General features: G+C 50.3%; 13 protein-coding genes, 5 tRNA genes and 2 rRNA genes. 7 read left to right on the plus strand and 13 right to left on the minus strand.

Going from position 1 to position 21,138, the window contains the following annotated elements; all coding sequences use genetic code 11:
* Positions 1 to 48: 48 nt before the first annotated feature.
* The 9 genes from N7E60_RS12055 to N7E60_RS12095 all read right to left on the minus strand — a co-directional run bounded on the left by N7E60_RS12055 (position 49) and on the right by N7E60_RS12095 (position 7,630).
* Positions 49 to 2,936: ribosomal RNA gene (locus tag N7E60_RS12055) — 23S ribosomal RNA — on the minus strand.
* Positions 2,937 to 3,243: 307 nt separating this feature from the next.
* A tRNA-Val gene (locus N7E60_RS12060) sits at positions 3,244 to 3,319 on the minus strand.
* Between the two features lie 12 nt (positions 3,320 to 3,331).
* Positions 3,332 to 3,407, minus strand: a tRNA-Ala gene (locus tag N7E60_RS12065).
* Positions 3,408 to 3,419: 12 nt separating this feature from the next.
* Positions 3,420 to 3,495: transfer RNA gene (locus tag N7E60_RS12070), tRNA-Lys, on the minus strand.
* Between the two features lie 3 nt (positions 3,496 to 3,498).
* Positions 3,499 to 3,574: transfer RNA gene (locus tag N7E60_RS12075), tRNA-Glu, on the minus strand.
* Between the two features lie 81 nt (positions 3,575 to 3,655).
* Positions 3,656 to 5,225 (minus strand): 16S ribosomal RNA (locus N7E60_RS12080).
* Together the 16S and 23S rRNA genes with 4 tRNA genes alongside form the textbook arrangement of a ribosomal RNA operon.
* 420 nt (positions 5,226 to 5,645) lie before the next feature.
* Positions 5,646 to 5,858, minus strand: a complete 213-nt coding sequence (locus tag N7E60_RS12085; protein ID WP_069589232.1) for a hypothetical protein — start codon at positions 5,856 to 5,858, stop codon at positions 5,646 to 5,648.
* 75 nt (positions 5,859 to 5,933) lie between these two features.
* A complete protein-coding gene (locus N7E60_RS12090) occupies positions 5,934 to 7,481 on the minus strand; it encodes an aminotransferase-like domain-containing protein (RefSeq protein WP_269597587.1) in 1,548 nt (515 codons plus the stop codon).
* A 62-nt stretch (positions 7,482 to 7,543) separates the two neighbouring features.
* A tRNA-Leu gene (locus N7E60_RS12095) sits at positions 7,544 to 7,630 on the minus strand.
* 216 nt (positions 7,631 to 7,846) lie between these two features.
* Between N7E60_RS12095 and N7E60_RS12100 the strand changes: the two genes are divergently transcribed.
* The 7 genes from N7E60_RS12100 to N7E60_RS12130 all read left to right on the plus strand — a co-directional run bounded on the left by N7E60_RS12100 (position 7,847) and on the right by N7E60_RS12130 (position 15,336).
* Entirely contained in the window at positions 7,847 to 8,347 is a 501-nt protein-coding gene (locus N7E60_RS12100) for an RDD family protein (RefSeq protein ID WP_269597588.1), read from the plus strand.
* Between the two features lie 519 nt (positions 8,348 to 8,866).
* On the plus strand, positions 8,867 to 10,309 hold the full coding sequence (locus N7E60_RS12105; RefSeq protein ID WP_069589237.1) for a YfcC family protein: 1,443 nt from the start codon (positions 8,867 to 8,869) through the stop codon (positions 10,307 to 10,309).
* A gap of 638 nt (positions 10,310 to 10,947) precedes the next feature.
* Complete coding sequence (arcA, locus tag N7E60_RS12110) at positions 10,948 to 12,168, plus strand: arginine deiminase (RefSeq protein ID WP_069589238.1); 1,221 nt, start codon at positions 10,948 to 10,950, stop codon at positions 12,166 to 12,168.
* Between the two features lie 58 nt (positions 12,169 to 12,226).
* Entirely contained in the window at positions 12,227 to 13,189 is a 963-nt protein-coding gene (gene arcC, locus N7E60_RS12115) for a carbamate kinase (RefSeq protein ID WP_069589240.1), read from the plus strand.
* A 26-nt stretch (positions 13,190 to 13,215) separates the two neighbouring features.
* Positions 13,216 to 14,220, plus strand: coding sequence for an ornithine carbamoyltransferase (gene argF, locus N7E60_RS12120; protein WP_069589241.1), 1,005 nt, complete (start codon positions 13,216 to 13,218; stop codon positions 14,218 to 14,220).
* Between the two features lie 168 nt (positions 14,221 to 14,388).
* Positions 14,389 to 14,877 (plus strand): arginine repressor, encoded by a 489-nt coding sequence (locus N7E60_RS12125; protein ID WP_069589242.1) that lies wholly within the window; start codon positions 14,389 to 14,391, stop codon positions 14,875 to 14,877.
* Positions 14,878 to 14,943: 66 nt separating this feature from the next.
* The gene (locus N7E60_RS12130) at positions 14,944 to 15,336 is read left to right on the plus strand and encodes a RidA family protein (protein WP_069589244.1); all 393 of its coding nucleotides are present in this window, start codon (positions 14,944 to 14,946) and stop codon (positions 15,334 to 15,336) included.
* 61 nt (positions 15,337 to 15,397) lie between these two features.
* Here N7E60_RS12130 and idi read toward each other — a convergent pair whose 3' ends face one another.
* From idi to parE, 4 genes are all read right to left on the minus strand, one after another.
* A complete protein-coding gene (gene idi, locus N7E60_RS12135; protein WP_167314828.1) occupies positions 15,398 to 15,958 on the minus strand; it encodes an isopentenyl-diphosphate Delta-isomerase in 561 nt (186 codons plus the stop codon).
* 14 nt (positions 15,959 to 15,972) lie between these two features.
* On the minus strand, positions 15,973 to 16,707 hold the full coding sequence (locus N7E60_RS12140; RefSeq protein ID WP_077479485.1) for a 1-acylglycerol-3-phosphate O-acyltransferase: 735 nt from the start codon (positions 16,705 to 16,707) through the stop codon (positions 15,973 to 15,975).
* Positions 16,708 to 16,815: 108 nt separating this feature from the next.
* The gene (parC, locus tag N7E60_RS12145) at positions 16,816 to 19,074 is read right to left on the minus strand and encodes a DNA topoisomerase IV subunit A (protein WP_269597591.1); all 2,259 of its coding nucleotides are present in this window, start codon (positions 19,072 to 19,074) and stop codon (positions 16,816 to 16,818) included.
* Between the two features lie 25 nt (positions 19,075 to 19,099).
* Positions 19,100 to 20,992 carry a DNA topoisomerase IV subunit B gene (gene parE, locus N7E60_RS12150; protein ID WP_096631516.1) on the minus strand — a complete coding sequence of 631 codons (1,893 nt, stop codon included), beginning with the start codon at positions 20,990 to 20,992 and terminating at the stop codon, positions 19,100 to 19,102.
* Positions 20,993 to 21,138 lie beyond the last annotated feature (146 nt).

The following is a 21,138-nucleotide window of genomic DNA, read 5'->3' on the forward strand; positions in this document are numbered from 1 at the left end:
AATCAACTGGCTTATTTTAAGTCCAACCCAAAACCTCTTGGGTGTTGTATGGTTAAGCCTCACGGGCAATTAGTACAGGTTAGCTCAACGCCTCACAGCGCTTACACACCCTGCCTATCAACGTCGTAGTCTACGACAACCCTTTAGAGAGCTCGAAGCTCTAGGGATGACTCATCTCGGGGCCAGCTTCGCGCTTAGATGCTTTCAGCGCTTATCTGTGCCGAACTTAGCTACCGGGCAATGCGTCTGGCGACACAACCCGAACACCAGCGGTTCGTCCACTCCGGTCCTCTCGTACTAGGAGCAGCTCCCCTCAATCATCCAACGCCCACGGCAGATAGGGACCGAACTGTCTCACGACGTTCTAAACCCAGCTCGCGTACCACTTTAAATGGCGAACAGCCATACCCTTGGGACCGACTTCAGCCCCAGGATGTGATGAGCCGACATCGAGGTGCCAAACACCGCCGTCGATATGAACTCTTGGGCGGTATCAGCCTGTTATCCCCGGAGTACCTTTTATCCGTTGAGCGATGGCCCTTCCATTCAGAACCACCGGATCACTATGACCTACTTTCGTACCTGCTCGAGCCGTCACTCTCGCAGTTAAGCGGGCTTATGCCATTGCACTAACCTCACGATGTCCGACCGTGATTAGCCCACCTTCGTGCTCCTCCGTTACTCTTTGGGAGGAGACCGCCCCAGTCAAACTACCCACCAGGCACTGTCCTCACCCCGGATAACGGGGCTAAGTTAGAACATCAAACATACAAGGGTGGTATTTCAAGGATGGCTCCACAGCAACTGGCGTCGCCGCTTCAAAGCCTCCCACCTATCCTACACATGTAGGCTCAATGTTCAGTGCCAAGCTGTAGTAAAGGTTCACGGGGTCTTTCCGTCTAGCCGCGGGTACACAGCATCTTCACTGCGATTTCAATTTCACTGAGTCTCGGGTGGAGACAGCGTGGCCATCATTACGCCATTCGTGCAGGTCGGAACTTACCCGACAAGGAATTTCGCTACCTTAGGACCGTTATAGTTACGGCCGCCGTTTACCGGGGCTTCGATCAATGGCTTCTCTTGCGATAACCACATCAATTAACCTTCCGGCACCGGGCAGGCGTCACACCGTATACGTCATCTTTCGATTTTGCACAGTGCTGTGTTTTTAATAAACAGTTGCAGCCACCTGGTATCTGCGACTGCCCATAGCTCCATCCGCAAGGGACTTCACCCCGGGCAGCGTACCTTCTCCCGAAGTTACGGTACCATTTTGCCTAGTTCCTTCACCCGAGTTCTCTCAAGCGCCTTGGTATTCTCTACCCGACCACCTGTGTCGGTTTGGAGTACGGTTGCTACTTACCTGAAGCTTAGAGGCTTTTCCCGGAAGCATGGCATCAATGACTTCACCACCTTGGTGGCTCGACATCGTGTCTCGGCCTTGATTTCCCGGATTTGCCTAAGAAATCAGCCTACGCACTTGAACCTGGACTACCATCGCCAGGCCCACCTAGCCTTCTCCGTCCCCCCATCGCAGTAAGCAGCAGTACGGGAATATTAACCCGTTTCCCATCGACTACGCCTTTCGGCCTCGCCTTAGGGGCCGACTTACCCTGCCCCGATTAACGTTGGACAGGAACCCTTGGTCTTCCGGCGAGGAGGTTTTTCACCCCCTTTATCGTTACTCATGTCAGCATTCGCACTTGTGATACCTCCAGCATGCCTCTCAGCACACCTTCAACAGCTTACACAACGCTCCCCTACCCAATATCCATAAGGACATTGCCGCAGCTTCGGTGTATCGCTTAGCCCCGTTACATCTTCCGCGCAGGCCGACTCGACCAGTGAGCTATTACGCTTTCTTTAAATGATGGCTGCTTCTAAGCCAACATCCTGGCTGTCTGAGCCTTCCCACATCGTTTCCCACTTAGCGATAACTTTGGGACCTTAGCTGGCGGTCTGGGTTGTTTCCCTCTCCACGACGGACGTTAGCACCCGCCGTGTGTCTCCCGGATAGTACTTACTGGTATTCGGAGTTTGCAAAGGGTTGGTAAGTCGGGATGACCCCCTAGCCTTAACAGTGCTCTACCCCCAGTAGTATTCGTCCGAGGCGCTACCTAAATAGCTTTCGGGGAGAACCAGCTATCTCCGAGTTTGATTGGCCTTTCACCCCTAGCCACAGGTCATCTCCTAACTTTTCAACGTTAGTGAGTTCGGTCCTCCAGTTGATGTTACTCAACCTTCAACCTGCCCATGGCTAGATCACTCGGTTTCGGGTCTAATGCTAGCAACTACACGCCCAGTTAAGACTCGGTTTCCCTACGGCTCCCCTATGCGGTTAACCTTGCTACTAACATTAAGTCGCTGACCCATTATACAAAAGGTACGCGGTCACCCCACAAAGGAGGCTCCCACTGCTTGTACGTAGACGGTTTCAGGTTCTATTTCACTCCCCTCACAGGGGTTCTTTTCGCCTTTCCCTCACGGTACTGGTTCACTATCGGTCAGTCAGGAGTATTTAGCCTTGGAGGATGGTCCCCCCATGTTCAGACAAGATATCACGTGTCCCGTCCTACTCGTTTTCACGACTAAGGCGCTGTCGGTTACGGGGCTATCACCCTTTATTGCCAGGTTTTCCAACCTGTTCACCTAACGCCTAAGCCGCTTAAGGGCTGCTCCGGGTTCGCTCGCCGCTACTGCCGGAATCTCAATTGATTTCTTTTCCTTCGGGTACTTAGATGTTTCAGTTCCCCGAGTTCGCCTCTTAGCGCTATGTATTCACGCTAAGATACCTGCTTATGCAGGTGGGTTTCCCCATTCGGAAATCCCAGACTCAAATGGCTTTTACTGCCTTATCTGGGCTTATCGCAAGTTAATACGTCCTTCATCGCCTCTGACTGCCAAGGCATCCACCGTCTACGCTTAGTCACTTAACCATACAACCCCAAGAGGTCTTTTTTGCTCGAGATTGCCTAAAAAAGAAATCTACGTCGCAAAACCACTGAGTGTTGAATCATCAACTAATTAAGGTTTTGTTTTTGCCGGACTCAAAATAGAGACTTTGCTTATCACTAAGACAAAGCCCAAGCACACTTGATTGTGTGAGTGACATTACATGTCACTGATTGAGAACTTTACTGTCATTCTTTAAGAATGACTTGTCAGCTTTCCAGATTGTTAAAGAGCATGTCGTTTATTGCTAAACCACGTTCTAAAGATTCTTAAGCAAAAACCTTTAAAGCGTGGTGGGCGATACCGGGCTCGAACCAGTGACCCCCTCCTTGTAAGGGAGGTGCTCTCCCAACTGAGCTAATCGCCCATCCTTCAGACTTGGTGGAGCTAGGCGGGATCGAACCGCCGACCTCTTGCATGCCATGCAAGCGCTCTCCCAGCTGAGCTATAGCCCCGCGTCTGAGAAATGGTGGGTTGTACAGGATTCGAACCTGTGACCAATTGATTAAAAGTCAACTGCTCTACCAACTGAGCTAACAACCCAAATGGCGTCCCATAGGGGAGTCGAACCCCTGTTACCGCCGTGAAAGGGCGGTGTCCTAGGCCTCTAGACGAATGGGACGCATCGATATGTTTGGGAACATATCCTCTTCAATACTTCAACCTATACAATCTGTGTGAACACTCGCAAGAATAGCGTCAGTAAGGAGGTGATCCAGCCCCAGGTTCCCCTAGGGCTACCTTGTTACGACTTCACCCCAGTCATGAACCACACCGTGGTAAACGCCCTCCCGAAGGTTAAGCTATCTACTTCTGGTGCAGCCCACTCCCATGGTGTGACGGGCGGTGTGTACAAGGCCCGGGAACGTATTCACCGCAGCATTCTGATCTGCGATTACTAGCGATTCCGACTTCATGGAGTCGAGTTGCAGACTCCAATCCGGACTACGACAAACTTTAAGGGATTCGCTTAACATCGCTGTCTCGCTGCCCTCTGTATCTGCCATTGTAGCACGTGTGTAGCCCTACTCGTAAGGGCCATGATGACTTGACGTCGTCCCCACCTTCCTCCGGTTTATCACCGGCAGTCTCCCTGGAGTTCCCGACATTACTCGCTGGCAAACAAGGATAAGGGTTGCGCTCGTTGCGGGACTTAACCCAACATTTCACAACACGAGCTGACGACAGCCATGCAGCACCTGTCTCAGCGCTCCCGAAGGCACTCCTCTATCTCTAAAGGATTCGCTGGATGTCAAGAGTAGGTAAGGTTCTTCGCGTTGCATCGAATTAAACCACATGCTCCACCGCTTGTGCGGGCCCCCGTCAATTCATTTGAGTTTTAACCTTGCGGCCGTACTCCCCAGGCGGTCTACTTAATGCGTTAGCTCCGAAAGCCAAAGTCTTAAACCTCAGCCTCCAAGTAGACATCGTTTACGGCGTGGACTACCAGGGTATCTAATCCTGTTTGCTACCCACGCTTTCGCATCTGAGCGTCAGTCTTTGTCCAGGGGGCCGCCTTCGCCACTGGTATTCCTTCAGATCTCTACGCATTTCACCGCTACACCTGAAATTCTACCCCCCTCTACAAGACTCTAGCCTGCCAGTTTCAAATGCGGTTCCGAGGTTGAGCCCCGGGCTTTCACATCTGACTTAACAAACCGCCTGCATGCGCTTTACGCCCAGTAATTCCGATTAACGCTTGCACCCTCCGTATTACCGCGGCTGCTGGCACGGAGTTAGCCGGTGCTTCTTCTGCAGCTAACGTCAAGCAATGCACGTATTAAGTACACTGCCTTCCTCACTGCTGAAAGTGCTTTACAACCCGAAGGCCTTCTTCACACACGCGGCATGGCTGCATCAGGGTCTCCCCCATTGTGCAATATTCCCCACTGCTGCCTCCCGTAGGAGTCTGGGCCGTGTCTCAGTCCCAGTGTGGCTGATCATCCTCTCAAACCAGCTAAGGATCGTCGCCTTGGTAAGCCATTACCCTACCAACTAGCTAATCCTAACTGGGCCCATCCCAACGCGATAGCTTACGTGTAGAGGCCACCTTTGGTCCCAGCTCGTAATGAACTAAGACATTATGCGGTATTAGCCGTCGTTTCCAACGGTTATCCCCCTCATCAGGGCAGGTTCCCAGCCGTTACTCACCCGTCCGCCGCTCGACGTCCAGTAAATCCACCGAAGCTTCAATACTGCCGTTTCCGCTCGACTTGCATGTGTTAGGCCTGCCGCCAGCGTTCAATCTGAGCCATGATCAAACTCTTCAATTAAAGTTTTTTTGTTCGCTTTCCTATAAAGGAAAGACAAACGGCTCGATAAATACTGTTTTGTTCGCCTCTTACGAGACAAACGAATTGACTGTGCTCCTGTTGGCATCCACTTTTAAAAAAGTGAAATCAAAACAGCTCAAGGCTGCACCAACATGAATTGGTCACTCAGTTCATCGAATAAATCTTTTTGTCTATTCTCAACGAGTGCCCACACAGATTGCATAGGTCAAATTGTTAAAGAGCGTGTCGATTTAGTGGTCGGCATTTCGTGACTTGCGTCTCATTGCCCCGTCGACAGGAAGCGCAGTATAGAGATTTCAGTTTTTCCCGCAACCCCTAAATATAAAAAAAATGCGCCTTGCGGTTTGTTTGTCTACAAAACAAACAAAAACCGTCAAGACGCCAAAGATTACCGTTCAATTAATGCTGATTCTGACGCTCTTCTGCCCGCTCTTTCGCGCGGCAATGTCGAATAGACGCCCACGCCATAAAGAAAAGTACAAAAGGGATGGCGCCAGCGGTCCATTCAGCCCACGTGTAGTAAGCCAATGTTTCAATAATGATGACATGGCCCAGAATCAGTAGGGCTGCGCAAATAATCGCAACGACCATCATGCTTAGCTCTGATTTCATCCTTTTCTCCCCCTAAAGTGTGTGCCTAGTTAGTGTATGCCTAGGGCCAGTGACGGGATTAGTACAAAGCCACCGCTATTTAGCTGTAACAGTATCGGCTATTGATAAAGATGAGAGCACAGTCGCAATCTGTGTAAGGCCGCTGTCAACGCTCGCTGGCGCATCAGCATCAACAGTCTCAGGTGCACTGATAGAGAAGTTTAAGCGGAAGCTGTCGTTAAACCGATCGTCAGTGGCAAACAAAGCGCCCGGTGCGAGTGTAATGCCATATGGCAGGAGTTCTCGAAATAGCTGGCGAGTGTCCATGCCATTATTCAGTGTGACCCATAAGAAGTAGCCACCTTGAGGGTCGGTGATCGATGCACTCGTCGGCAAAATACGACGCAGACTGTCACGTACCGCGTGTTTACGCTGTAACAAGGCAGTGCGCAAACGGCGCAGGTGTGCGTCATATCCACCCTGCTGCAAATAATGCGCGATAGCGAGCTGGTTAGGAGCACCCACAGATAAACTGGACACATACTGTCGCTTTTCAATTTGTGTGGCATAACATCCTGCCGCCACCCAACCGACCCTGAAACCAGGCGCTAACTGTTTCGAAAACGACCCACAATGCAAAACCAGCCCTTGGCTGTCATAACACTTCAGTGGCATGGGGCGTGATTCAGAGAAAAAGAGCTCACCATAGACATCGTCTTCTATTAGAGGGACTTGGTGACGCGCGAGCAGTGATACCAGTGCTGGTCTATCTTTTTCAGGAATCGATGCCCCCGTTGGGTTATGAAAGTTACTCATCAGCCAGCAAGCAGCTACGTGGTGAGTACTCAACGCAGCTTCAAGCGCGTTTATATTCACTCCCGTTTCAGGATCAACCGGCACGGGCACGGGTTCCAGTTGCAACCGCTCAAGGGTTTGCAGCACCCCATAAAAGGCTGGCGCTTCGATGATCACTTTATCCCCGGGCTGAGTCAGGGCCGCCAGTGATAGGCTTAACGCTTCGATGGCACCATTGGTGATGATGATCTCATCCATCGCCACTTTTATTCCTTGCCGCAGATAGCGCTGCGCAATCATGCGACGAAAGCCTTCATCGCCGGGAGGAAGCATGGTGAGATAATCTGGATGCGATGATTGACGAAGGACTCGTGCCATCGCCCGCCCTAACGCTTGCATGGGAAATAGCGTGGGATCAGGGAACGCCGAGCCGAACGGAAAGCACGAGCCTGACTTGCTCGCACTGATCACATCAAAGACATCTTGATGCGCCTGCAGCCAATGAGAGTCTGCTTGAGGACGCGCCAAAGAGTCGGAGGACAATTGATTGTAATGCGGACGCACAAAGTATCCAGCTCTGGGGCGAGCCTCAACCCAGCCATCCGCTTCTAACTGCTCATAAGCGCGCATGACAGTCATTGGGCTAACATGTTGGAGGCGGCTCATCTCACGAACGGAAGGGATCCGCTCACCGGCTTGCCACACCCTTTGATCGATTTGCGTTTTTACCCAAACGGCGATGTCTTGATAGCGAACTTGCACCATACCACTCCCTGTGACAACCACGGCTCGATAATACCTTGCCGTGTTCGCTTTGCCTTGCGCGATACCCGAGGATTGTGAAGTCATCACGATTCAGGCGACATAAACGAAAAAAGCCCCTGTCTTTCGACAGGGGCTTTTTTGGGATTTGGTGCCGAGAGAGGGACTTGAACCCTCACACCCGTTAAGGCGGCGGATTTTGAATCCGCTGCGTCTACCAATTCCGCCATCTCGGCAAGTGCTGGCAATTATACGTACCACCCTTTCGAGTGCAAGCATTAAAAAACAAAAAATGTTTGTTCGCGCTATTTTTAACCAGTTCGCGGTTAAATACATCAAAGATGGTGTAATCATGAGCAAACGACATCGCAAAACCGCCCTATCAGCTTACTCACCTAAACAGTGAATGTGCTAGGCTAGCGGCGACTTTGATACTTGGATGTAGCTAAACCATGCAGACTTCTTCTATTGCATGCCCAACCGCCGGTTTTTTTCGCCGTCTTGCTGTTTGGGTTTATGATCTTTTGATTGTTGCCGCATTACTTATGCTTGCGGGCGGCGCGGTGATGGCAGCATTGGCTATCGCACAAGCGCTCGGGATGTCGATGACACCTTATCAAGATGCCAGTGATTTCCTCACCCATCACCCAATCGCGCAGCCTCTTTACACCGCCTATCTCGCCTGTGTGATTTGCGGGTTCTACGGCTACTTCTGGTGTAAAGCCGGTCAGACGCTGGGGATGCGGGCCTGGCGCCTGCGCATTCAAAATACTGACGGTAGTAATATTCGCCCTACACAAGCACTGATCCGTCTTGCGACAGCCTGCTTTGGGCTCGGTAACCTTATCGTGATTTTCGATAAGAACAACCGCGCGTTTCAAGATCACTTCGCAGAGTGCGACATGATCGTATTACCGAAGCCCGCCAAAACCCCGAAAAGAAAGAAACAATAGCTATTATTGGGAAGGCTGCAGTGCCTTCCTCTTTTCTTCAACAATTCTATCGCAATCTCTAAATTTGATATAAAACAAAAAAACAGCGAGTTTTTAATCCTGCGACATTTTTACTTAATCTGCTTTTTATTCACCACACCTATCGAGTAAATGTGACTAATTACGCAGTCTATTCACATAGAAAAGTCATGATAGCTTAGTGGTTAGCGGTTAAACCAAACTTAAAACAATAAAAACCCACTTCACCATCATACTAAGAACATTCTGAGTGATATATCTAAGCACGCAAACTAAACAGCCATTCACTTTTAACCTGCTCATCAATTAAGCGACAGCATACAGTCCCTTTCTTTTGTGAGATATCACTAAGAACTATTCACGGATGCACTTTTACAATAAAGAAAAAGCCACTGACGACGGCAGATAAGAACAACGAAAATAACGTGAAACTTAAAAGAGTTACCTCAACACGTGTAGTGCCCTATTTTATTGCACTCAGAAGAGGTATGAGGAGATAGTATGAGTACCCAAAGTGTTCCTGAAAAAAAAGGTTGGTTCGCCAATCTGAAATTCCCATCCGCCTATACCATATTGTTCATTCTGATTGCCTTGGTCGCCGCGCTTAGTTGGATAGTACCTGCCGGTCAGTACGAACGAGAATATAACGCCGAACTCGGCCGAGATGTGCCTGTATCAGGCACCTACCACCAAGTAGAGAGTAACCCTCAAGGCGTGGTCGACGTGCTGCTAGCCCCCATTGACGGTTTTTATAACCACGAAACCTATGAAGCGGCCGCCATTGATGTCTCACTCTTCATCCTCATTATTGGTGGTTTTTTAGGTCTGGTGACCAAAACCGGTGCCATTGATGCAGGGATTGAGCGGGTGACCAAACGCTTAGAAGGACGCGAAGAGTGGATGATCCCTATCCTAATGGGCCTCTTTGCCGCGGGCGGTACGATTTACGGGATGGCCGAAGAGTCCTTGCCTTTTTATACCCTACTCGTCCCTGTGATGATGGCGGCACGCTTTGACCCTGTGGTAGCAGCGGCTACCGTACTCCTTGGTGCCGGTATTGGTACTTTAGGATCAACCATCAACCCGTTTGCAACTGTCATTGCCGCGAATGCCGCCGGTATCCCTTTTACCGATGGTATTCTGTTACGCCTCGCTATCCTGGCCATTGGCTGGCTTATCTGTGTTACCTATGTGATGCGTTATGCCCGCAAAGTGCGCGCCGACCAGAGCCAATCCATTGTTTATGATCAGTTTGAGAGCAATAAAAAACACTTCCTTGGCGATCATGACGAAACACAAACGCTTGCTTTCACTACCACGCGTAAAGTGATCTTAGGCATTTTTGCTGCCGCGTTTGCCGTGATGATCTATGGCGTATCCTCGCTAGGATGGTGGATGGCCGAGATCTCTGCCGTTTTCCTCGGTGCTGCGATTATTATTGGTCTGATTGCACGTATGAGTGAAGAAGAGATCACCACCAGCTTTATTGATGGCGCACGAGACCTTCTGGGGGTGGCCCTTATCATCGGTATTGCCCGCGGTATCGTGGTGATAATGGATAAAGGCATGATCACAGATACCATCTTAAACAGTGCTGAAGGTATGGTGACTGGGCTATCGTCTTTTGTTTTTATCAACGTTATGTATTGGCTGGAAGTCTTGCTGTCTTTCTTGGTGCCATCGTCATCTGGTTTGGCAGTCCTCACCATGCCTATCATGGCGCCACTGGCTGACTTTGCAAACGTTGGGCGCGAGTTAGTCGTAACCGCTTATCAATCTGCATCCGGTGTCGTCAACCTCGTCACCCCAACCTCCGGCGTGGTGATGGGTGGCCTTGCGATCGCTCGCGTTCCCTATGTTAAATGGATCAAATGGGTGGCGCCTTTACTCGGTATTCTTACCATCATGATTATGATCATGCTCAGTGTAGGTGTCATGCTATAACCCCTATTGATACACCGACTAGCGCGCTCACGTATTCGTCAGCGCGCTTTTTTACGTCTGCCACTCCCTGGCTCAGCCATGCTTCACCACGCTGATATATTCCTATTCTCTTCTCATAACAACATAGCACCGTATTTCTCTTTTTTACACCGTTCCGTTACCGGTATAAAACGGACATCCGCCATCCGGACACAAAATACAGTTATTTTACACTTTTAACAAAAAACGTATTTATATCGACATCAATCACAGTTTTGAGGAAAAAAACGGCTTTATTTGTTAACAAAGAAAAAATAGAAAGATAGCCATTCACTTATTACGCATACCCTCATCATTCAAAGTAATACTGATTGGCATAAAAAAGAAAATAGATCCGCATTAACAAAGGGAAATTAAAAAATATTTCGTTAGACACTCACAATTCCTGCTTAATTATTAAAAAACCAAAAAACCTCATGCCATAAATACCATTAACACAGGGTAAAAAAGGCAAAATACAATGTTTTAATTCACTGTGATCTAACTTCAAGAATACCCCAGACACCGCGTTAGAATGAATCTGTACCCAATAATACATCTGCACTTTTTATTCATCCCTTCCGATAAAAAGCCAAGCAGAGATATACGGAGAAAGAAAGATGAACAACTTCTATGTCGGCTCTGAAATTGGTCAATTACGTACCGTGATGCTGCATCGTCCTGAGCGTGCGCTCACCCACTTAACACCATCAAACTGTCATGACTTACTGTTTGATGATGTTCTGTCCGTTGAACGTGCAGGTGAAGAGCATGACAAATTTGCTCAAACCCTACGTGATCAAGGCGTTGAAGTCCTCCTGCTCCAAAATCTACTGGCTGAGACTCTAGATGTACCTGAAGCCAAAGACTGGCTGATGAACCTAAAAATCTCGGATTATACCTTCGGCCCTTCGTTTGCTAATGACATCCGTTGCTATTTGAATGACTTACCTCACCATGAACTCGCGTCGATGTTCTTAGGCGGATTGGCCTACTCTGAGCTGCCAATCGCAACAACCTCTATGTTGCAAGCCATGCACGCACCGTCCGACTTTATTATTGATCCACTCCCCAACCACCTATTCACCCGCGATACCTCCTGCTGGGTTTACGGTGGTGTATCAATTAACCCAATGGCGAAACCCGCGCGTAAACGTGAAACCAATCATCTTCGCGCCATTTATAAATGGCACCCTCGCTTTGCGAACGGTGACTTTATTACCTACTTCGGCGGCGAAAATATCGACTATGACAACGCCACCATTGAAGGCGGCGATGTTACCGTCCTCGGCAAGGGCGTGGTGCTTATCGGTATGTCCGAGCGCACAACCCCACAAGGGGTAGAAAACTTGGCTTCTAGCTTATTTAGACACGGCCAAGCCAAACAAGTGATTGCGATGGAGCTACCGAAACACCGCTCTTGCATGCACCTTGATACCGTGATGACCCATATGCGCGAAGATACCTTCTCGGTATACCCAGAAGTGATCCGTAAAGACATCAAATGCTGGAGCCTCACCGGTGATCGCACCGGCAAGCTAAACGTTCGCGAAGAGGATTACTTCCTGACCGCGATTGAAAAAGGACTGGATGTTGGTCCACTAAATCTGATCACCACAGGGGGTGACAGCTTCGAAGCCGAACGCGAACAGTGGAATGATGCTAACAACGTACTGACTGTCCGTCCTGGCGTAGTCGTGGGTTATGAACGCAACACCTATACCAATGAAAAATATGATAAAGCGGGTATCACTGTGTTGTCGATTCCTGGTGACGAATTAGGTCGCGGTCGTGGCGGAGCACGCTGCATGAGCTGCCCAATCCATCGTGACGGCATCTAATCGCCTTGTTGGGCTGAGCAAGTAGCTCAGCCCCCACCGACTGTAGAGAGTATTAAGTATGAAAAAACAAACTGTGGTGGTGGCACTCGGAGGCAATGCACTCCTTCGCCGGGGTGAGCCTTTAGAAGCTGACATTCAACGCGCCAATATTGCCAAAGCAGCAAAAACCATTGCAGCGATTGGCGAACAATACAACGTGGTGCTCGTGCACGGTAATGGTCCACAGGTTGGCCTACTCGCCTTACAGGGGCTGGAGTATAAATCCGTCACGCCATATCCACTTGACGTTCTCGGTTCAGAAACCCAAGGCATGATTGGCTACATGTTAATGCAAGAGCTGCATAACTTAGCCCCCGAGCAACACGTTTCTTGCATGCTCACGCAAATGACCGTCGATCCAAATGATCCCGCGTTTGCCAATCCCACCAAGCCCATTGGTCCCGTTTACGACCAACAAGAGGCCTCGGCGCTGGCTGAAAAATACGGCTGGGATATCAAACCAGATGGCCAATATTATCGTCGTGTTGTACCCAGCCCACAACCAACCGGCATTGTGGAAGATGACGCCATCGCTAGCCTGATTGCGCAAGGACACCTTGTGATTTGTACCGGTGGTGGCGGCATTCCTGTGATTCAAGAGGGGAATCAGCTTAAAGGGATTGAGGCTGTGATTGATAAAGACATGTCAGCGGCTTTCCTTGCTCGTCAAATCAATGCCGATGCTTTGCTGATTTTGACCGATGCCGACGCGGTGTATTTGGACTATGGCCAACCCACCCAACGCGCATTGGCAGATACCACCCCTGATGATCTGAGCCAATACACCTTCGACGCTGGCTCCATGGGACCCAAAATTGACGCGTCCTGCGAATTTATCCGTCAAGGCGGAAAACTGGTTGGCATCGGTGCCTTAGAGGATGGTCTTGCTATTCTTGCCGGCCAAGCCGGTACACGTATTCGTGCCCAAGCAGTCAATAACAACAATATTTCTCACGGCCAACCTGCACCAGCGCAAGCCTGAGACCAATAACGAGAGGATTACCCACTATGGCATTTAACCTACGTAACCGTAACTTCCTAAAGCTGCTGGACTTCACACCCCGTGAGATCCAACACTTTATCGACATGGCCATTGAACTCAAAAAAGCCAAATACAATGGCTATGAAACCCCACGTTTAAAAGGCAAAAATATCGCGCTGATATTTGAAAAGTCGTCGACTCGTACCCGCTGTGCGTTTGAAACCGCCGTGTTCGACCAAGGCGGACAAGTCAGCTATATCGGCCCAACAGGCTCTCAAATTGGCCACAAAGAATCCATGAAAGATACAGCCCGTGTGCTTGGTCGCATGTATGACGGCATTGAATACCGTGGCTTTGGCCAAGCGATTGTTGAAGAGCTGGGCGAATATGCTGGTGTGCCGGTCTGGAACGGGTTAACCACCGAGTTTCACCCCACCCAAATTTTGGCGGATTTGATGACCATGATTGAACATGGTCGTGGAAAACAGCTTCACGAAATGCGCTTTGCGTACCTCGGTGATGCCCGAAACAACATGGGCAACTCTCTGATGGTCGGTGCGGCTAAAATGGGGATGGATATTCGTCTAGTGGCGCCAAAAGCATTCTGGCCCGAAGAAGAGCTGGTTGCACAATGCCGCGCGATCGCTGAACAAACGGGCGCACGCATTACCCTCACCGAGGACGTGCAGGAAGGTGTCAAAGACTGTGATTTCTTGTACACCGACGTGTGGGTATCTATGGGTGAATCCAAAGAAGCATGGGATGAGCGTGTCGCATTGATGAAGCCTTACCAAGTCAATATGGACGTGGTCAAAGCAACCGGCAATCCACACGTAAAATTCATGCATTGCTTACCTGCTTTCCACAACAACGAAACCACCGTGGGTGCGGAAATCGAAGCCAAATATGGCTTAAAAGGCCTTGAAGTGACAGAAGATGTCTTCGAGTCCGACTATTCAATTGTCTTTGATGAAGCAGAAAATCGCCTGCACACCATCAAAGCGGTCATGGTTGCCACGCTCGGCGACTGATCCACGCGCCGGGTGCCTATGCATCCGGCGTCTATTCTTTGCGTCAAGCAGTGACCATCATCAAGGTTTGCCCCCGCCAACACTGATACTATGCGTTTAAAATCACCAGAAAGCAGTGAAATTCACTATTTTCGAGGTTAATAGCCATCGATTATAAAGGAGTGACCGGTGAGTGATTATGCAATTCCGTCGGTGACAGCCTCCAATCCGGAGGAGAATATCCTCTCAGCCTGCCGGCATTTATTACAAACTCAAAGCTTTACCACCCAAGACGAAGTGCGTCAGCAGTTGGTCCAACTGGGGTATCTCGACGTCAGCCAATCTACCGTCTCTCGTTTGCTCTCCAAACTTGGAGTGGCAAAGATCCCCAATGCACATGGACAGAAGGTGTATTCGATCAGTGGCGATATTGAGCCCGTTTACGCAGTGTCATCGGTGGGATCTCAAATTGATGAAATCACGTGCAGTCATGCCATGGTGGTGATCAAAACTCACCCTGGTGGTGCGCAGTTGATCGCGCGCTTAATCGATCTAAATCGTCACCCTGCGATTTTAGGCACGGTAGGCGGTAACGACACGATTTTCGTTGCACCTCGCCGTGTGAGCGAGTTGAACTTATGCGAAAAAGCAGTACGAGAACGTCTGGCAAGCGAGTAAGTACTTTACCTCGCCGCGCAACCGTTGCAGACTATTAACGTCGCTTTTTTAACAAAGGAACACAGCATGACCCAAGTACTGCAAACTGAGCAGGCACCTGAAGCTATTGGCCCATATTCACAGGGTGTCGATCTCGGCAACATGGTACTGACTTCCGGTCAGATCCCTGTCAATCCAGTGACTGGTCAAATTTCACCAGAGATCACTGCACAAACACGCCAATCACTCGATAACGTTAAAGCCGTTGTTGAAGCGGCGGGCCTCAAAGTGAATGACATTGTTAAACTGACTGTCTTCGTTAAAAACCTTGAGGACTTTGCGGAAATCAATAAAGTCTACGGCGCTTTCTTTGATGAGCACGGCGTAGAAAACTATCCCGCCCGTTCTTGTGTGGAAGTTGCTCGCCTTCCTAAAGATGTAGATATTGAGATTGAAGGGATTGCGGTGCGTCACGCGTAACCTATGCCCTTGCATACAAGAAAGCGGCGTTTGACGCCGCTTTTTTTATGCTTCGTCACACCTAAGCCATAGCATGCGCCGGCGTCATCGCACAAATGTGAGCAAATACCTGTGAGAACCAAGCCGTAAATTGCTCCGGCGAGTCCGCCAGTGCGGCTTGTATATCTTGCTCCGACCACCAGCGACAATCCGATACCTCATCCGGGTTTAAGATCGTCTCCACATGATTCACTTCACACGCAATCACCTGATCCCACTCGTGCTCAACCAGACCGTTATCCAGTTCAGCACGGTAGATAAAGACAGGCCCCATGGCGAAATCAAGCGGACGTGCAATACCAAGCTCTTCATATAAACGCCGCTTGGCCGCGGCAGCCACAGGTTCATCTTTTTTGGGGTGCGAGCAGCAGGTATTGGTCCATAACCCACCGCTGTGATATTTGCTGTCAGCACGACGCTGAAGCAAGAACTCACGCTCACCGTCTTGGTTAAGACGGTATAACATGAGCGAAAAGGCCGAGTGCAGCCATCCTTGCTGGTGGGCCTCCAACTTTTCAGCGGTCCCCTTGGGTTCACCCTCAGGTGACACCAAGACCACATGGTGACGCTGGGTTGGGGTCATGAGACACTCCTCAATTATGCAGACTGCTTATTACGCTCAGCCACTTCCGCATCCAACTGCTCAAGTTTCGCTTTCATCAGTTGATGACAGTGTGCAGCAAGTTCGCGCACATTCTCTTTACTGTAGCCCTCGACCGATATCGGTGCCATCACTTCCACAATCACATGACCGTTGTTCCAACGGTTCGCTTTGCAATGATGGGTCGAGCTACATACCACCGGCACCAGCGGCACTTGTGCGCCAATGGCGGCATGGAATGCGCCCGTTTTAAACGGCAATAAGCCGCGGCCACGCGAACGTGTTCCCTCTGGGAATAACCATACGCATAATTGCTTCTCACGGATCTTTTCAATCACTTGAGCAATAGTTCCCATCGCTTTACTGCGGTTAGCGCGATCAATCAATACGTTACCGGTAAGCCAATACAGCTGACCAAAAATCGGGATCCACAACAGGCTTTTTTTGCCCACAGTGACCGCGCCCGGCATCAGTGCATTCGAGAGCGTGACCATGTCCCAGTTACTTTGGTGGTTAGCAATACACACACTCGCGCCCGGTTCACGTGGTGCGCCCTCGGCAAAGCGCAGCTCTACCTTGGTACCAAATAAGCCAGATAGACGACCAAACCATTTACTAATCTGGTAGCAGTTGCGTGGGTTACGTGGACTGAGCAGGCAATACAGCCCACCAAACACAAATAGCAAGATTGCGACAATCAGTACGGCAATCAGCCGTAACACAATAATCATTTCTCTCTCCAAAAGAGCAGACTGTCAAAGGCGAGTCAGTATACGGATTCGGAACAAAAATGCACCTAGTGAAAAAACGCACCTTCCAAAGAAGGTGCGTTCATCGGACTAGCTGTCTTGCTCGTCAATATGGATTTCTACCGCGGAGACCCGTTGCAGGCCTCTTGGCAGCATGCTGCCACGACGACCCCGTTCACCACGGAAGTTGTCGAGATCGGCCGCTTTTAAGGTCAACTTACGCTTGCCTGCATGCAGGGTCACGCCTGCTCCTTGCGGTAAGACATGTAACTGACTGAGCACCTCATCACGTGATTTGGCGCGCGCACCAGGGATATTGATGATCTTGTTTCCTTTACCTTTGCCCAACTGTGGCAAATCATGGATAGGGAATACCAACATCCTTCCCTCATTGGAAATGGCCAAGATCTGATCCGTTTCTAAGTCGTGAATACGGCGAGGCGGCATCACTTCGGCATGCTCAGGCACAGTTAACAGCGCTTTACCACTACGGTTTTTCGACAGCATGTCTGCCTGTTTACACACAAAGCCATAGCCTGCATCCGAGGCAAGTAACGTCAGTTGGCTTTCATCCGCCATCATCACATGACGAATCGACGAGCCTGGGGTGATATTGATACGGCCCGTAATCGGTTCACCCTGACTGCGCGCCGACGGCAAGGTGTGCGATTCAATGGCATAGCTACGTCCGTCTGACCCCAAGAACACCGCAGGTTGATTGCTCTTGCCCGGCGCCGCATCGAGAAACTTGTCTCCCGCTTTATAGTTAAGCCCAGCCGCATCAACATCGTGCCCCTTGGCATGACGAATCCACCCTTTTTCCGACAGCACCACGGTAATCGGCTCACTGGGGATCAAATCACGCTCCGTCATGGCTTTGGCTTCTTCACGTTCCACCAACGGCGAGCGTCGATCATCACCGTACTTTTCGGCATCGGCGAGGATCTCTTTTTTGATCAAGGTATTCAACCGACGCTCTGAGCCTAACAGGGTTTGCAACTTGTCCCGCTCTTTGCTGAGCTCATCTTGCTCACCACGGATTTTGATCTCTTCGAGTTTAGCCAATTGACGCAGTTTGATCTCTAGAATCGCTTCCGCTTGCTTCTCACTAAGCCCAAAGCGCTTGATCAGTTCTGCCTTTGGATCATCCTCACTGCGGATGATTTCAATCACCTCATCAATATTGAGGTACGCGACCAATAAGCCCTCAAGAATGTGCAAACGCGCCAACACCTTCTCGAGGCGATACTCCAAGCGACGACGCACCGTATCCCGACGGAACGTCAACCACTCCGACAGGATCATTTGCAGCCCTTTTACTTGCGGGCGCGCATCGAGGCCGATCATATTGAGGTTAACGCGATAGTTTTTCTCAAGATCCGTTGACGCGAATAAGTGATTCATCAACTGATCACTATCAACTCGGTTAGAGCGCGGCACCACCACGATACGTGTCGGGTTTTCGTGGTCAGACTCATCACGCAAGTCATCGACCATCGGCAGTTTTTTCGCCCGCATTTGGTTGGCGATTTGCTCGAGTAACTTGGCGCCAGAGACTTGATGAGGCAGTGCTGTGATCACAATGTCGCCGCTTTCTTTGTGCCAACGAGCTCGCATCTTGATGCTGCCACGACCACTGGTATAGAGCTTTTTCAGCTCGTGATGAGGCGTAATGACTTCTGCTTCAGTCGGATAATCCGGCCCTTTAACGTATTCCATCAGGCCATCCAGATCGATACTGGGTTTATCAATCATCGCCGCCAGCGCGTTAGCAAGTTCGCGCGCATTGTGCGGGGGAATATCGGTGGCCATACCAACCGCAATCCCGGTCACCCCATTGAGAAGAATATGAGGAAGACGCGCAGGTAAGGTTTTCGGCTCTTTCATGGTGCCATCAAAGTTTGGCACCCAATCCACGGTTCCTTGTCCTAGCTCTTGTAAGAGGACTTCCGAGAAGCGCGACAGGCGTGATTCGGTATAACGCATCGCCGCGAACGATTTGGGATCGTCCGGCGCCCCCCAGTTACCTTGACCATCCACCAGCGGATAACGATAAGAGAAGGGTTGCGCCATCAATACCATGGCTTCATAGCAGGCAGAATCACCATGAGGGTGATACTTACCGAGCACGTCCCCAACGGTACGCGCTGATTTTTTATATTTGGCGGAGGCAGACAGCCCCAGCTCAGACATTGCATAAATAATTCGGCGCTGTACCGGTTTTAATCCGTCACCGATAAACGGCAGCGCACGGTCCATGATGACGTACATCGAGTAGTTGAGGTAAGCATCCTCTGTAAACTTGCGCAAGGCAAGCTGCTCGACGCCATCATAAGTCACCTCTGTCATGCTGATAGTATCCCGTTATATTTGTTTAAATCTCGGTCAGCTCGGCCATGTCGCCTTTTTGCTGCAACCAGTTACGACGATCTTCTGCCCGTTTTTTACCTAGCAGCATGTCCATCATTAATTGGGTTTGCTCAGGATCATCAATCGTCAGTTGCACCAAACGGCGTGTATTTGGATCCATCGTGGTTTCACGCAGTTGCAAAGGGTTCATTTCCCCCAGCCCTTTAAAGCGCTGTACGTTGATTTTTCCGCGTTTATTACTTAATCGTTCAAGGATGCCTGCTTTCTCGTCTTCATCGAGGGCGTAAAAGACTTCTTTTCCGCAATCAATACGGTATAAAGGCGGCATCGCAACATACACGTGCCCTGCTTCGACTAGGGCACGGAAATGCTGCACAAACAACGCACATAACAGCGTCGCAATATGTAGACCATCAGAATCCGCATCGGCGAGAATGCAGACTTTATCGTAGCGCAATCCGGACAGATCACCGGAGTCGGGGTCTATCCCTAGCGCCACCGAAATATCATGCACCTCTTGGGAGGCGAGGACTTGGTCAGCTGATACTTCCCACGTATTAAGAATTTTACCGCGTAGCGGCATCACCGCCTGAAACTCACGATCACGGGCCTGTTTCGCTGAGCCACCTGCCGAGTCACCCTCCACCAAAAAGAGTTCGGTGCGACTGGAATCTTGCATCGCGCAGTCTGTCAGCTTACCGGGCAACGCTGGCCCCGAGGCGACCTTTTTCCGTACCACCTTTTTCGCAGCGCGCATACGGCGATGGGCGCTGGCAATGCACACCTCAGCCAAACGCTCGGCCAAGTGAGGACGCTCGTTCAGCCACAAGCTAAAGGCATCTTTGACCACGCCAGACACAAAGGCCGCACATTGACGTGAGGACAAACGCTCTTTCGTTTGGCCGGCAAATTGCGGGTCTTGGATTTTCACTGATAAGACGTATGCACAGCGCTCCCAAATATCATCCGCGGTGAGCTTCACACCACGAGGCAATAGGTTGCGGAACTCGCAGAACTCGCGCATCGCTTCCAGCATACCTTGGCGCAAGCCATTGACATGGGTGCCACCTTGCGGCGTCGGAATCAAGTTAACATAGCTTTCAGTGGTTAATTCACCGCCTTCCGGTAACCAAATCACCGCCCAATCGACCGCTTCATTTTTGCCACTGAACTCACCGACAAAGGGGGTTTCAGGCAATAATTCAAAGCCCTTCACACTGTCGGCAAGATAGTCTTTTAGGCCCGCTTCGTAGCACCAGCTAATGGTTTCATCGGTATTTTTATCGGTGAAATTGATGGTTAAGCCCGGGCAAAGGACAGCTTTGGCTTTTAATATGGTTTTTAAGCGCGACAGCGAGAATTTACCGGAATCGAAAAACTGACTGTCCGGCCAAAAGTGCACCCGCGTGCCACGGTTGCGTCGTCCGCACGTGCCTGTCACGGTCAAGTCTTGCACTTTGTCGCCGTTTTCAAAGGCGATGTCATAGACTTGCCCATCGCGCTTGACCGTGATCTCAACACGACGAGACAAGGCGTTAACCACAGAGATCCCGACCCCGTGCAAACCACCACTAAATTGATAGCTTTTGTTGGAGAACTTGCCGCCAGCGTGAAGCTTACAGAGGATCAGCTCAACCCCAGACACCCCTTCTTCTGGGTGAATATCTACAGGCATCCCACGGCCATCATCAATCACTTCTAATGATTGGTCGGCATGAAGGATCACATCGATTTTACTCGCGTGGCCGGCAAGGGCTTCGTCGACACTGTTATCGATAACTTCTTGCCCTAAATGGTTAGGGCGACTGGTATCTGTGTACATACCCGGGCGTCGGCGCACTGGCTCGAGCCCGTTGAGGACTTCTATCGATCCTGCGTTATAACTTTGCTCTGTCATAATCGATTGGCTTAATAAATGTGATGACATGGTCAGCAAGGGGGCCTAGCTTGTCAAGCTCCGCCCCCTGTTACCGCGAGTTTATGTGAACTGCCATCCGCCTCGTACGCCGCCATGTTCAGACGAGACAAGGTTTGCCTAAGACG

The sequence above is a fragment of the Salinivibrio proteolyticus genome (assembly GCF_027286365.1).
Classification (GTDB): domain Bacteria; phylum Pseudomonadota; class Gammaproteobacteria; order Enterobacterales; family Vibrionaceae; genus Salinivibrio; species Salinivibrio proteolyticus.